The sequence below is a fragment of the Paenibacillus sp. J31R98 genome, assembly GCF_056269245.1.
In genome coordinates, this window is sequence record NZ_JBWDNO010000003.1 from 571,738 (window position 1) to 586,503 (window position 14,766).

Genomic DNA, 14,766 nt, shown 5'->3' on the forward strand with positions numbered 1-14,766 from the left:
TATCCGATTTATGCCTAGAATCATGCAATATTGCGGATATCCGAAAAATTGCACAGTTTTCGATAATCGGATTACAACCGAGTAAAAGGGGATTATTCGTGCGGCAGATTATCCAGCTCAGGGTCAGAACCCGTTCCATCTTCGCGAAGATCATGATGAGCTTTATAGCGATTATTTTCTTATTCGTTTCGTTCAATCTCGTATCGCTTGGTTTGTTCAGACAGAGCATTCACAAAGAAATCATCACCTATAATGATGCGAATCTGACTCATTCGACCTCTGGAATGGAAAAGTATTTCGACTTGTTAAACAACGCGCTTGTTGGCCTTTACTTGGACCGAAGCTTAAGCGATCTGCAGAAAGCGAAGCATTATTACCTCACCGCCGGAAGCGTCATCGACGATATCCAGAAACTCACCCTAAATCCGCAGCTCTATCTGAAGAATGTACTGGTTTACGACGTTAAGCATCGATTTGTGCTGGACAACAGCCGAGGAAAACCTCTCGACATCATGTTCTCCGAGCATTATGTGAGCCGCGGCCATACGCCTGGCTTCTGGCAGCAGGAATTGATGGCGAAGGACTCCGACTCGAAGCTGTATCCAGCCGATTCATTCAGCAGCGACACGCCCCAAACAGATTCGAGTACCGAGCGCGTCCTGCCCTATTTATTTCGCAGCAAGCTCTATCCCGATTACGAATTTCTGGCCTTTATCGAAGTTGATTCGTTCTATCGCGATTATCATCAGTCGATTAACAACAAGTTCTATATGCTAAGCCCGCAAGGCGAGATGCTGTATTCATCCGGGCTAACAGCCGACGGACCGCTTCCGGAATTGATATCCGGGAAGGACTGGGTGAAGCTAAGCGGCAACTATTACTTCTACCAGACTGGAACAACAACCGGGCTAACCTACGTTAATATCATCCCGGAGAGCAGCATCTCCAAACGGCTTCTTCGGCTTAATGTCACCCTTATCGTGCTGCTGTTCATCTCGGTAGCGATTAGCGCCGCTCTATCGGTCCTGTTCAGCAGGCGCTTCAACAATCCGGTGCGCAAGATCGTGGAGTCCATTCGGAGCTTGAACGAAAACAAAGACTTCGTTCGCGGAACAGCCAACGAGTTCGAGCTGATTCACGCCAACATCGGCCATATGATGAAGGCTAATCAGGAAGCGATGCGCAGCATCCAGCACAAACAGAGCCATCTGCGGAATTATTCGCTGATGAATTTGCTTAAGCGCATCCGTGTTGAATATCAAGATACCGATGCAGCCTATGAAGCGGATAGCCGTCCCTATCGGTTCATTCTGTTCCAGATGAATTTCAAGCCGCGCTATTGGGACGAGATGCCCGGGGATGAAGAACGGACTGTCGCCTATATCCGCGAATACCTCATTCAAGCATTAGGGAACGCAATGTCCGGCGCGCAAACCTTTCAAATCGAAACGAATCAGATTCTGTCTGTCGTCTACCTGGGCGATGGCGATGATGCCCGCTTGAGATCGGAGCTGGACCGCATCAAAGCCGTCCTGGACACGGATAGCGCCTATAGCTTCTTTGTCATTACCGTCAGCTCTTATTACGAGCATGCTTCCGAGATGACGAATGCTTACCAAGAAGCGCTGCAGTTGGTCAGCTTGAGACCTTTCGATGATGCGACGCATATCCTGCAGGCTGGCGAGGTTCACGCTCAGCCTATGCTGCCCACTGCAGCTCTGGAGCACGAGCTGAATGTGAGCCTGCAAGAGGGGAACGATACGCTTGCCCTGAGCGCGCTGCGCCGGATGATGGCTAAGATGAAGAAGAAGAACATCGCTGCGACGAGGTTCCATCGTTTTGCCGAAGAGACGACGGATAAAGTGCTGCGCGTGCTTCATGGGCTGCAGATTGACAGCGAATCCTTATCCGAGATGGCTCTTTCAATTAAGAAGCGAAATACGGTTGAAGCGTTGGATGCCTATTTCGAGGAAATGGTCAGCGAGGCTGGTAGATTGGTGCGGCTCAAGAAAGATACGCATGATCCGATTATTAGCTTTACGCTCCGTTATCTGGAGGAGCACTTCAGCGATGAGCTGTCCCTCGATATCATCGCAGGCAAATTGAATATTAGCAGCGGATATTTGTCGACGTATTTCAAGGAGATGACGGGGGCTAATTTCGTGGACTACGTCAATGAGTTCCGGATCAAGCAAGCGAGGGCGCTCCTGCTTCAATCGGAGCTAAAAATCCAAGATGTCGCCTTGAAATCCGGTTACATGACACTCAGTTCATTTAATCGCACGTTCAAGAAGATTACGGGCGTTACGCCGACGGAGTATAGAAGGAGTGCGGAGGCGGGTACAGACACGCCGTCTACCGGCGATGATGAATGAGAACATATTAGAACAAAAAGAAGCCCAGTCCTCGTGCGGACTGGGCTTCTTTTTATTAATTCACTGCCCCATGCTAGCTGCCTCCCCGACCGCTTGATAACTCCCCGATTCGAGTTTCTTTAATTGCCTTGGACCGCATTTTCACTCCTGCTGTCGACTCAATGACTTTCTCAATCATCTTTTCTTTACTGTCGCTCTTGCTCACGTAAACATCAAGTAATGAGGCCAGTTTAATAAGTTCATTCTTCAACATACCGGTTTTCACTAACAACCCTCTAGCTTCTTCTCTGGTTTCCACTTCTGAGAGCTTTTTGACCAGCGTTTTCAAATCTATGGAGACTGCCTTCACCGGCTTCGCCTTGACGGCTTGTTTCAACGGCACATACTTCAGTGCTCCATGTCCATCCACTAATTGGCGAAACTCCGCTTCACTCATCTCCCGCAGCGTCTGCGCGACAATCATAAAGAGATTAGCCATGTCGTTTTTAGCTGCTCTCACTGATAATGCTCCTTCCCTGCTTGCATGCCGACCTTATCAATTACTTCTTGCGCAAGCGATTGTAACTCCTGCTGTATGTACCCATAGGTTCCGGTGCTTACGTCTTCGAGTACAACCGGAATGCCCGACTCCGGGGCTTCAGCATAAATCGTCTTGTTATCTCTGATTCTAGTATCAAAAACTGGGATCATTTCTTGTCTGCGAACCTGTGCAATAAACTGCTGCTGTGCGCGGATAGGCGTTGTTCCCTCACGAATCCCGACCATTGTAAATATGACTCCTTCTAGCTTCGGCGATACGATTCGAAATTCATGTCGAAGCTCTTCGTATTGGACTTTTTGATTATACTCAGCTACAAGCCCACTCACATTCTTGTAAAGCTGCTCGATTCCAATCGTAGATAAATAATCCGGCTTGGCAGGGGCAAGCAAAAAATCACTGGCAATGATCGCTGTCTTCGTGACTACGTTAAAATTCGGAGGGCAGTCAATAAGCACGTAGTCGTAGCCTTTGGCTTCAAGCTGCTTTAGCCCTTCTTTGAGCCTCGAGTGAACCTTCAGATAGTTTCTACGGTTTGCGCGATCCGTACCTCCCCAAAGCTTGGCGCTTAGCTCTTGATCGACGTTGATTAATCCGAGGTGAGAGGAGATCAAATCAACACTGCCAGATGCCCTTAACTTCTGCAGACGTGCGTTTACCCGCTTAGGGCTAATAACCAATTCCTCTAAGTTAAACTCTTGATCGTTATCAATGAAAGCGTCAAACCACTTCTTAATCGTAATCTCTTGAAAATCACGCTGCCATTCGTCTACCGGCAAGAATGAAAAGGTCAAATTGGTTTGAGGGTCCAGATCGATGGCCAGTACTTTAAAGCCCTTATTGGCCAGTTCAGCGGCAAGATTGGATGTAACCGTCGTTTTTCCTACGCCGCCCTTATAATTAATGACAGAAATGATCTTAGGCATGGACCTCATCATCCCCTTATTCTTCATGTTCTAATTAAACATAGTTGGTTAAACATCGGAATATGACCATCTTGGTTTGCTCGACTTCAGGTGTCATGCAGAACATAAAAAAAAGCCCCACCACATAGGGTCGGGCTTCACTCTTATGACCTGATATGTACACCTATTACGTAATCGAAGCCTCATAAATCGACCGAATCGTCTCCGATAGCAGCTGGTTGAATTCCTCATCCGACTGCTGAGCAGTAAGTCCTTCTGCCAGCGCGCGGGAGAAACTGGCGATAAGGCCATGATTGCGCGCCAATCTTGTATTCGCGTCTTCCCGTTCGTATCCGCCGGAGAGGGCTACGACTCTGACAATTCGCGGATCGTCCATGAGATCGCGATAGAAGTCATCGTTCGTTGGAATCGACAGCTTCAGCATGATGCGCGCTTCTTGCGGAAGCAAGTCAAGCTGGTTCCTGATTTCAACCTTGAGCAGCTGCTCGGATTCCGCCTTATCTGCGCTATGGATGTCAACTTCAGGCTCGATAATCGGCACAAGCCCTGCCGCGATAATCTGCTTGCCAATCTCGAACTGCTGCTCCACCACTTTGCGGATCCCTTCCGGGTTGGCCTCTTTGATGACCGAACGCATTTTCGTCCCGAAGATATGTCTCTCGTTCGCACGCGCAAGCAAGGCGTCCAGTCCAGGAATCGGCTTCATCACCTGGACGCCTCCATCAAGCTCAGCCAGTCCCTGGTCGATCTTGAGAAAAGGCACGATCCCCTTCTTCTCCCATAGGTAATCGGCAGTATATAAGCCTTCAATCTTGCGGTCCATCGTATTCTCGAACAAGATCGCGCCTAGAATAGATGCTGAACTGAATGCCGGACTCTGGATAATGCGTGTTCTCATCTCGTGAACGCGAACGAACATCGCTTCTTCGCCAGAATATTGATCCTCTGTAATCCCATATTGCAGCAGTGCCTTTGGCGTGCTTCCGCCGCTTTGGTCAAGTGCCGCGATGAAACCTTTGCCAGTATGAACGCGAATCAATTGTTCCTGATTCATCGGAATATCCCTCCTGTTGGTTGCCTAATGAGGCATGTTGCTATGCCTGCTTTATTTTACCATAAAAAGGCATTAATTACCCTCAGACGTCATAATTGACGACGTATGGATGACGTTCGGTATGGTAGTAGCCTTCACTGTACTCGATCAACTCCCCGCTCTCGTCGTACGCATAACGCGAACGTTTGAGAAGCGGCGTACCTGCCTCGATTCGCAAAGCCGCCATGACGGGAGCCGGCGCTGTGGCAGAGACGGAGAATTCATCCCGGTACTTGCCAAGCGACACATCCTGTTCTTCCAGCAAATCATACAGCGACTGCTCGCTCAGGTCTGGCAGCTCAAGGCCCGCAGCCCGGCTCGACAGGTAGTGCGTGTAATGAATGTATGGCTCGTCGTTCAAATAGTACATTCTCTCGATGTGCAGGCAGCGTTCGCCGAACAATCGATACGCCACCGAATCCGCTTCGTTCGGGGCGTTCTCTGCGGAGAGTAACTGCTTGCGAATCCGATAGCCTTCTTCCACCAGCACTTCCGTAAACCGCTTCAGCTTGGACAGCTTGGACGTGGAAGTATTGCGGATGACCTTCGTGCCTTTCCCGCTCCCCGTCTCCACATAGCCGTCACCCGCGAGCTCCTTAATGGCGTTGCGGATCGTGACTTTGCTGACGTTAAACTCTTGCTCAAGCTGCGGCTCCGTCGGTATGTTCGTTCCGACCGGATAGACGCCGTGCAGGATCCGGTCCTTGACGATGCTCGCGATTTGCGCGTACAGCGGTTTCTTGCTGCGCGTTAGCTTCATTAACGAATCACGTCTCCGTTCGCATCCGTCATGGCCCGCAGAATGTCGCCTTCACCCGACATCGGCGTGTCTCCTGACACCGTATGAGCAAGCATCGCTGCGGCAACCGCGAATCGAACCGTCCGTTCCGGCTCGAAGGAAGAGAGCTCACCGTGTATTATGCCACTGGCAAAAGCATCTCCCGCTCCGATTCGATCGTGGACCGCGAATGCGCGAGGCTCGGAGAAAGAAGCGACGCCGTTCTTATACAAGAACCCGAGCAGCGAGTGGTTGTTATCGCCATGAATGGTGCGATGCGTGCCCGCGATTACGGAAATCCCGTATCGGCTGGCAACTGCCGGGAGCAGCTCCGTGAGCTGTTCGAGGCGGTCCGTCTTGTCCGTCGTCATGCCGAGCGTGTGGATCATATCCCGCTCGTTCATCATGACGATGTCCGCGAGCTCAAGCATCTGCTCATAGTGGCGTTTCGCTTTCGCGTACCCATCCTCGCCCCAATGGCCCGGCCGATAATTGCAGTCGAAGGCAACTGTGCCGCCTCTTGCTTTGACCGCGTTCGCCAGCCGCAGCATATGCTCTCTGACGGCATCGTTCATCGCCAAAGTAATCCCGCAAAAATGAATCAGATCAATGCCAGCGGCAATTGCTTCATAATCGTATGCATCGGATGGAGCCGTGTTAAAGCTGCTCTCCTGCCTGTTAGAATACGTGACCCGGCTCGGTCTAGCGCCAAAGCCATTCTCGAGAAAGTACATGCCCATATAATTGCCACCCCGGACCGCTGAGTCCAGCGATAGCCCCAGTTTCCGCAGATTGGCCGCTGCAGCATCTCCGAGTGAGTTCTCCGGCAGCCTTGTGATAAGATGGCTGTCGTATCCGAAACGGGCAAGCGCCGCGCCTACATTCACGCCTGTGCCGGAGAACGAATAGCGCAAGCTGTCTGCCTGCGACAATAGTTCGTAGCCTGGCACCTGTAGACGCATCATGACTTCACCGAATGCGGCGACGCGTATGCGGCGGTTAGCCATGGCGGTCGACCAGCTTCTTCATAATTTCCAGCAACACGCGCACGTCATGGACATTCGTCTTGCCAGTTACCTTATCGACGATAGACGAATAGACATGCGGGATAACTTGCGGCACACCTGCTTCAAGTGAGATGCGAAGAATCGCTTCGAAATTGTCCATGTCGATTCCGCCCGTCGGCTCCAGGGCGAAGCCTTCTTCCCCGCAGGCTTTTGCCACAGCACGCAGCTCATCCTCGCGAGCCAGACCGTTCATCGGGAAATACTTGAGCGCATTGCCGCCCATATCACGCACAAGCGCAATCGCCGTCTTCACGGGCACAATAGCCTGCTCCGGCTGCGCCGCGCTGAAGGGCCCCGTCGAGATATTCACGAATCCAGCCTTTCCCGTCGGAGAAACAAGGCTGTTAATCCAGCTGTCCCGCTCTCCCAGATTCGCCCGGGTCGCGCCCACAGCAGGGAAGACCTGGTTGATATGCGTGCCGGGGTAATGCTTCGCAATCTCAGCAACTACGGCTGCCTGCCGATTGTCGCCGGCGCCAAGCCCAATCGACACCGCGTCGTCGATCGCTTCTCCAATCCGTTTCATCGCGGTAACAGCAGATTCGACGGTCGGATAGTCCTTCGAGAGGACGCCGACGAGCACGAAGCCTTCTGCGGCATCGAATACTTCTTTTGCATTCTCCAAGCTATTTGCCAGTACATTCAAAGCCGCGCGGCCCTTATATAATCGTTTAGTCATATTAGACATCATCATTTGCCTCCCGTAAGTGAACGAATTGTTGCCGCAATCACATCGATGTCATCGCCAAGAAGCGGACGCGGATCGATATCGAAATAACCTTGCTTCACGCCGTAGTCGCGTGTGTATATCGCGATATCGCCGGTTTGAAGCCCTTCGACGACAGCTTTGGCCGTTGTCCCGGCAAGCTCCGGATCAATCTGGATGCGCGCGCGGAATATCGCGCGGCCAGCTTCGTCTTGAACGATCGTCACTTTGACACCTGGCTGCTCGTTCAGCGGCATAAGCACTTGCAAGGATGCTTTCTCCTGCTCGCTGTTATCCTTCTTCACCGTATACTCGTCGAGCGCTTGAAGCAGCCCGAATGAGGCTTCTTTGCCGACTTTCATGCTTCGGCCAATCCCGTGCAGCTGCATTTTGACCATCTCGATGTAATTACGCTTACCTGCGACAATACCGGAGGTCGGTCCTTCGATTGCCTTGGAACCGCTATAAATCGCAAGGTCCGAGAACTTCACGTACTTATAGATATTCTCTTCCGCCGCCGCGTCCACAATAAGCGGAATCCCGCTGCGCTGCGCGACTGCCCAGGCTTCCTCCACGCCGATCATGTTCTTCTGCACGGCATGGTGGGATTTGACGTACAGGATCGCAGCTGTCCGCTCGCCGATGGCATCCTCGATATGCTCGGCCTTGCCTTCGTTCGCGTAACCCACTTCAACGAGCTTGCCTCCTCCGAGGTATACCATCGTTTCAACAGGCGCCCCATATTGGACATTATGTCCCTTGAGGATAATGATCTCGTTCTTCGAGATTGGCTCTTGATGAAGCCGTTCGCTCAGACGCCGGTTCCCTTGCGTAACAATGCCCGCTACCGACAAAGCAATGCCGCTTGATGCCGAATTGACAATCACCGCGGCTTCGGAACCGAGCACGCTTGCGATGTAGTCGCCTGCCTTGTCTACCAGATCAGCGATCTCAACATAATTTTGCCCGCCATGCCTCATCGCCTCCATGACTGTATCCGTAGGTGCCGACACCCCAAGAATACTCATGCGCCCGCTTGCGTTGATGACGCGCTTCAATCCATATTTAGCATTCAATGAACTGCCCATTCGTATATACCCCTCTCGCTATAATTTGATGTTCGCCTATGCGTGTCGCTCCCTCGGAATCGACGAATGTCACGCGCTCTCCGGTGACGGAGAATAGCGTCAGATTCGCCCGATCGCCTGCTTGAATGCGACCCAGCTCCGGCTTGCCTAGCCACTGCGCCGCACTCGCCGTCACGGAGCCGATCACCTCGCTGAGCGAGTAGCCCAAGGCTAGAAATTTCGACATGACATGCACCAAGCTGTAAACAGGACCATTCTGCCGGTTCCCTCGATAAATATCCGAGCTGATCGTATCGAACCGGATGCCGCTCTGCTTCGCAGCCTCCGCCGTCTCGAAGGAGAAACTCGCCGTGCCGTGCCCGACATCCATCCGCACGCCCCTTGCAATGGCTTCGGTTAATTCGGGAATCGGCTTGCCGTCCTCTTGGAAGAGGCGGTTGCTTTTCCCGTTCAAATAATGCGTCACGACATCGCCTCCCGCGAGCAAAGGAAGGATCTCCTCGACCTTCGGCGGAGCCGAGCCGATATGGACCATGAGCGGCAAGCCAGTCGCTTCGGCCAGCTCCCTAGCTATCCGCAATGGCTGAATGCCATTCTCGCGAACGACGCTGCCACTCATTCTGGCCTTCCATCCGACGATGAAATCCGGGTACTCTTGAACGGCTTTCCTAGCGAGCTCCCGATCAAGCCAAACGAGGTCAGACAGCTCGTCGATTCGCTCCAGCCCAATCTTGGATACGTTGAGCAGCGCATACACAGTCGTTAGCGCTCCCTCGCGGCTTGCCGCCAAATCTCCTATTCGGTCCGCGCCACAGCTGCCCGCATCTACGATCACTGCAACGCCCTGCTTCACGCCAATCTCGTCGATCTCGTCCCCATAGGGTTGGAGTTCCGGAAACGCGTGAACATGAAGGTCAATCCACCCGCTCGATACGAATAAGCCGGAGCAATCCAGCTCGCGGCCGCCAGCGATACTGCATGCCCCCATTGCCGCAACTTCGGCTATGACGCCATCCACGATTACGATATCCACCTTCCGGCCGTCCGTGAGCGCTGCCCCTCGCAACACCAAATTGTCTGTCATCGTAAGTCCACCTTAAAATTATAACGTTATAATGTTACTCTAAATGGATTCAATAGGATCGTCAACAAACATTATAATGTTTGGTTGTCGTGTAGTATGTATACGAAAAGACCGACCCCCTCGGGGACGGTCTTTAACTGCATTGATATTTAAGCTCGGCAATCAGCATTTTGCGATATCATCAACTTGAATCCCGGCAATAAGGAGCTTCATATCCTCTACCGCTTCTCCAAAATGCGGATACAACCTGAACTCGATCTCCATATTCACAATCCCCTCGTAGCTGTCCATCCAGCGGAACACATCCGCGTACGGAATGGATCCCCAGCCGACTGGCAGATGCAGATCTCCATAGCCATAAGGCAGGTTGCTCATATAGGAGCCGGCATCCTTCAGCTTGCCGAAGTTATCATGCACATGCAGGTGCTTTACATAAGGCAATGCGTCCACGATAGCCTGCTCGAAATCATAACCGTGTGCAATGGAGGTCAGGTAGCAATGGCCGACATCCAGCGTCATCCCCACATTATCGAGACCAATCCGCCGAACGTGCAAGGCGACATCCTGCGGCCGCAGCCCATAGGTATAATCGCACTTCAAATCATACCAAATATTGTTCTCGATGCCGATTTGAATGCCATAGCGGCTCGCTTGATTCCCAAGCGAACGCAACCGCTCCACATCTTCCTCCAGAAGGATGGCGTACAGCTTCTCACGATACATTTCCCCATACTTCTCATAGTAATCCACGAGAGCTTCATCCGTCAGACGGGCATAGGAGCTATGATACACGATCGTGTCGCAGCCTATCGCTGCCGACAATTCAATCCCCGCTTCGAAGCAGCGGAAGTAATCTTCCCCCTTCTCGAGATGCATGAGATTCAATTCGTAAGGCAGATGCAGCGTATAGCCAAGGCGGAATTTGCTCAGTACGCTGCGGACGCGTTCAAGACGCTTCGGGTGAATGGCTCCGTTAATGACGACATCAAGTCCGTGCATGATCAATTCGGCATAATCGCAGCCAGAATCGGCAATATAGCCCAAATGCTGCTCTAACGCAGCCAAATCTCCGTTCACCATATCGGCATTCAGGCTGATTCCGATCCCTCTATTCTTCATGTTTCTCCCCCACACTTCCCAACTAGTAATGACTTGCCCCCAGTTACGCATAACATTTGTTCGTGATCTCTACGACTATTCGCTTATTCGCTGCTTGCTTTCCATTTCCTTCTAAGCTTCATATCCGTTGGAGAACGAAGCATGCAACGATGAACATGTGTAATAAAAAAACAAAGCCCAGTCCTCAAAGCGGACCGGGCTTCATGATAGCGGCAAATCATGTCTTACAATCCACAATTCACCGGGAGGATCAGATAGTTTTAGATTTCAATCCAATCTGATTAATAATCAAAGATTTTTTGATTATTGCTTAACACCTTATTTTCTAAGCCAGTTATGTGCTCTTAAAAGAATATCAATAATACTTGCAATTACAAAACCACATGCAACTAACTTAAACATGAAATGAATTGCAATATTAACGAAATACGATTGTATAAAAGATCCATTAATCATCAAAAGGTTTATCAATACCATACTCATTAAAAAACAAGCACCGATAAACTTTAGCACAAAATTTAGTTGCGCATACTTCTTCCAAAAATTATAACCAAAGTATGCCATAACTCCAAGCATTATTAGTATTGGTTTTAATTTATCTATGTAATTCAGTTGATTATTACTTAAATAATTTCTCAACCAAGTTCCTGGATGCACTCCAGAAAATACATTAAGTTCATCAACCTTCCAAATTACATACCATAAGGAAATTAATAAAACTAATGATATGTTTAGATGAATCATTAATTTAAACTTATTATTATTTGTCCAAGTAATCCCTATACTATTGAAGCGAGCTTTGAGTTTATTAACATAAACAGTAATTGAATTCTCTTTGTAGAAATGACGCCAAAACATTCTGATTTCTTTAGAATGCATTATCGTTAACTTCGACAATAATTCCTCTCCCTTATCAAGTACTCCAGTTAACGTAAAAATCAATCCACCAAGTAAAAGACTCAGTTCTATTTGTAATTGTTGGCTAAAAGGTTGAGTAAGCTTATCATAAATTTGAATAGCAGTTAAACAAACTATAATTAGCAAGAGAATTGACCATAAAACAAATTTTCTGTAAAGCCTGAGAACAGGGTTTTTTCCGCCATAACTATAAAGAACAACTGTCAAAATCAACGAAAACGTAGCACTATAGAATAGCACATTAATTGCACTTTTTCCTAAAGTAATTGATGGACTCAAGAAGAAAATAACAATGCTTGAAGTTACCATAAAGAGAGTTAAAAACACCACGAGTAGAAATACAGAGGCCTTAAAATAAATTATTCTCGGATTCGACAAGACAACTGCTATAAAGAATACATAGATTACGCGTGGCAAACTGAACCGCTCATGGAAATTAATTAAGGAGAGTAACAACATGCAGATAAATATAACTGAAGGAAAAAAAAGATATATTGCGGATGAGTTTATTATTTCTTGATTGATGTATTTATTAAAAATTATTGATACGAATATGGTTGGGAGTAAGCCAGTTACCAATGAGAAAATAATACTGTAGAGTAAGTTAAACACAAACCTAAGTAGTTTATGGGCATTCCATTCCTGCGGAAACCTAATTAAAAAACTATGAATTAAAGTTGAAAACATCATAAATACATTAAAAATATTACTGCGAATTGTCTTCCACCCCTTCTCTTTTCACCATTTTAATGCATTATAAATAAATAAGATACAAGTATTAGAAGTTTTTGGGAAGGTATAATCATAATAAATATTTCAAAAGACCTGCCGTCCCAAAGACCTGGGATATCCTGAATCACCTGGCGAGATACTGTGGGCTAGACTTTTTAAATAAATTCATTAGGGATCCCTAAAACTTTGAGAATGCCTTTGCCCCGCCGCTCTACAACAGCAATACTGTAAGGAATCATTGGTAAAGTGATTTATGTGAACTAATATTGGAGCTTTATGGTGTGCTGTAAAGAAAGAACAAAAAAACGACCTCATAAGGTCGTTTTTTGACGGCTGTGAACCGTAACTCTACAAAACACTGCTACAACACTGCTACACAACCCTATAGACTCAATAATACCTCGCGCCATATTTACACAACACTTCATTTACTTCCTTGCTTCCCCCAGCCACTTCGGGCACGACAGCACCTGCCCTTATCAAGGCTTCCACAACTTCGGCATGTGCACCTGGCCTTGAGTTAAGGCGATGAATCGAGCCATGAATCGCGCTTCCGAGCGGCGTTCCGCCATATGCATTGATCGCCGTCAACGATGCTCCATGCTCAATCAACACCTGCACCGTCTCAACGTTTCCATGCCAAGTTGCAAAATGCAGCGCTGTACCCGGCTCCTTCTTCACGGAGCTATCGAATCCCGACTCCAGCATCAGCTTTACGGAATCCGCCTTGTTCAATTCTGCATATTCGATAATCATCATCCTGTCTTGCTCGGATAATGATGAGAGCAGCGCGGGCTGCTTTTCCAGAATGCTTCGAACAACCTGTTCATTAACTCCCGCATACGCGCCGAAGAGTCTATCCGTGTCATCCACTTCCGTTGATGCCCCATGCTTGCTTAGCAAATCGACAATCTCGGTTAAACCATAGCGCACGGCCAGCATATATGCCGTTTTCCCGTCGGGTCTCTGTGCATCGGCTTCGGCACCGTATTTGAGCAGAAGCTCGATGGTGGAAGCAGATCTGCCCCTGTAGACTGCCCAGTGCAGGGTCGTCCCATAATCACAGAAAGTCTGGTTCGGATCCGTGCCATGCTCCAGAAACCACTTCACTCCCGGCTCGTCGTCAAAGTCTAGTTTATGAAAGAATATAGCCGGCGTCGCTCCAATATCGCCACCATACTGGTAAAGCAATTCCAGACCATCAAGAGTAGGCCATTCCACCGCATGGTACAACGATTCGCCATCGTTAGGATTGGCGCCCGCATCAAGCAGCACTTTGGCTACAGGAATATTACCCGCGACGCCAACAACTCCGTATAAGGCGCTGAGCTTCCTTCTATACGGATCATCCTTCTGTAGGCAGTATGCATTAGCATCCGCACCATGCTCCAGCAGCACAGCAGCCGTCTGCGCAAACCGATCACTAGATTCATGATGTTTAAGAAAGCAGGAGAAACTCATATATAACAGAGGCTCCCACTGTTCTGGTCCCCCGGGCTTGCGCGCTGCTAATGAGTCGCTCGCCAGTAGGCTACGGACATGGTCCACTTCACCGAGCGCAGCTGCCACATAGATGCTTGAAACGGATAAATGCTTGTTCGCTGCCAGGATCGTCCTTGCCTTATCTTCACGTCCAAGAATAACGGCTTCCAATAATTCATGCTCCCAGTTGCGGTTTGCTTCCATTTCAATCACTCCGATAATGGATTGGATTTTTTCAACGCTTCTTTCGTTACCGTTCTCTATGACTCTCTCGGCTTCCTTGATGGCCTGAATGGCGGATTGCATATTGCGAACCTTATCTTCCAGCCACTCTCGCTGCATCGACAAAAGCGCGGGCAAGTGAACCGCATCTTCCATCTCCATAATGCTTCTTATCTGCTCAAGCGAGAAACCAACATATTTCAACGTGACGATCTGCTGTAGCCGTATGAAGTCCTTCACTGCATACAGACGCTGCCCGGAATCTGAGATTCCACTTGGCTTGAGCAGGCCGATCCGGTCATAATACCTGAGCGTTCGCTTGGTAACTCCCGCCGTCTCAGCAAATTGTCCCGTACGATAAAAGGACGCATCCCCCTTCACCTCGTGTAGCCTCCTTTCTTTCATTTCGTCTTTCTATGATAACCATAACAGGTGACGTAACGTTAACGGCAAGTTATTTCTAAAATAATAGTACCAATGAGGAACTTACAAAAGTAACCACATCCTCTTGCGGATGTGGTTAGAGTTGGTGGAGACATCTGACTTGAACACGGTAAAAAATAAAGTGAAAAATAAAAGCAGCCCCGATTCGGCATCCTAGTGCCGAACCGAGACTGCTGGTTGTCATTCTGTGATGT

The 14,766-nt window shown here is 49.1% G+C and carries 12 protein-coding genes; 1 reads left to right on the forward strand and 11 read right to left on the reverse strand.

The genetic code is table 11. From position 1 onward, the window contains the following. The first annotated feature begins 98 nt into the window (after positions 1 to 98). Positions 99 to 2,375 carry a helix-turn-helix domain-containing protein gene (locus tag AC0YNX_RS16145; protein WP_475816693.1) on the forward strand — a complete coding sequence of 759 codons (2,277 nt, stop codon included), beginning with the start codon at positions 99 to 101 and terminating at the stop codon, positions 2,373 to 2,375. A 73-nt stretch (positions 2,376 to 2,448) separates the two neighbouring features. On the opposite strand, the gene AC0YNX_RS16150 is transcribed toward AC0YNX_RS16145, so the two are convergent. The 11 genes from AC0YNX_RS16150 to AC0YNX_RS16200 form a co-directional block, all read right to left on the reverse strand. Next, the gene (locus AC0YNX_RS16150; protein ID WP_475816694.1) at positions 2,449 to 2,874 is read right to left on the reverse strand and encodes a hypothetical protein; all 426 of its coding nucleotides are present in this window, start codon (positions 2,872 to 2,874) and stop codon (positions 2,449 to 2,451) included. Then, entirely contained in the window at positions 2,871 to 3,839 is a 969-nt protein-coding gene (locus tag AC0YNX_RS16155; RefSeq protein ID WP_475816695.1) for a ParA family protein, read from the reverse strand. The genes AC0YNX_RS16150 and AC0YNX_RS16155 overlap by 4 nt, the downstream gene beginning before the upstream one ends. 166 nt (positions 3,840 to 4,005) lie before the next feature. Beyond that, positions 4,006 to 4,893, reverse strand: coding sequence for a fructose bisphosphate aldolase (locus tag AC0YNX_RS16160; protein ID WP_475816696.1), 888 nt, complete (start codon positions 4,891 to 4,893; stop codon positions 4,006 to 4,008). 82 nt (positions 4,894 to 4,975) lie between these two features. Then, positions 4,976 to 5,692 (reverse strand): GntR family transcriptional regulator, encoded by a 717-nt coding sequence (locus tag AC0YNX_RS16165; protein WP_475816697.1) that lies wholly within the window; start codon positions 5,690 to 5,692, stop codon positions 4,976 to 4,978. Then, positions 5,692 to 6,717, reverse strand: a complete 1,026-nt coding sequence (locus AC0YNX_RS16170; protein WP_475816698.1) for a sugar kinase — start codon at positions 6,715 to 6,717, stop codon at positions 5,692 to 5,694. Before AC0YNX_RS16170 ends, AC0YNX_RS16165 begins: the two co-directional genes overlap by 1 nt. Beyond that, positions 6,710 to 7,465 (reverse strand): 2-dehydro-3-deoxy-phosphogluconate aldolase, encoded by a 756-nt coding sequence (gene dagF, locus AC0YNX_RS16175; protein WP_475816786.1) that lies wholly within the window; start codon positions 7,463 to 7,465, stop codon positions 6,710 to 6,712. Before dagF ends, AC0YNX_RS16170 begins: the two co-directional genes overlap by 8 nt. Positions 7,466 to 7,467: 2 nt before the next feature. Continuing rightward, positions 7,468 to 8,571 carry a DgaE family pyridoxal phosphate-dependent ammonia lyase gene (locus AC0YNX_RS16180; protein WP_475816699.1) on the reverse strand — a complete coding sequence of 368 codons (1,104 nt, stop codon included), beginning with the start codon at positions 8,569 to 8,571 and terminating at the stop codon, positions 7,468 to 7,470. Then, entirely contained in the window at positions 8,549 to 9,655 is a 1,107-nt protein-coding gene (locus AC0YNX_RS16185; RefSeq protein WP_475816700.1) for an amidohydrolase/deacetylase family metallohydrolase, read from the reverse strand. The genes AC0YNX_RS16180 and AC0YNX_RS16185 overlap by 23 nt, the downstream gene beginning before the upstream one ends. 162 nt (positions 9,656 to 9,817) lie before the next feature. Next, the gene (locus AC0YNX_RS16190) at positions 9,818 to 10,774 is read right to left on the reverse strand and encodes a sugar phosphate isomerase/epimerase family protein (protein WP_475816701.1); all 957 of its coding nucleotides are present in this window, start codon (positions 10,772 to 10,774) and stop codon (positions 9,818 to 9,820) included. A 318-nt stretch (positions 10,775 to 11,092) separates the two neighbouring features. Further along, entirely contained in the window at positions 11,093 to 11,971 is an 879-nt protein-coding gene (locus tag AC0YNX_RS16195) for a hypothetical protein (RefSeq protein WP_475816702.1), read from the reverse strand. 843 nt (positions 11,972 to 12,814) lie between these two features. Continuing rightward, positions 12,815 to 14,509 carry an ankyrin repeat domain-containing protein gene (locus AC0YNX_RS16200; RefSeq protein ID WP_475816703.1) on the reverse strand — a complete coding sequence of 565 codons (1,695 nt, stop codon included), beginning with the start codon at positions 14,507 to 14,509 and terminating at the stop codon, positions 12,815 to 12,817. Positions 14,510 to 14,766 lie beyond the last annotated feature (257 nt).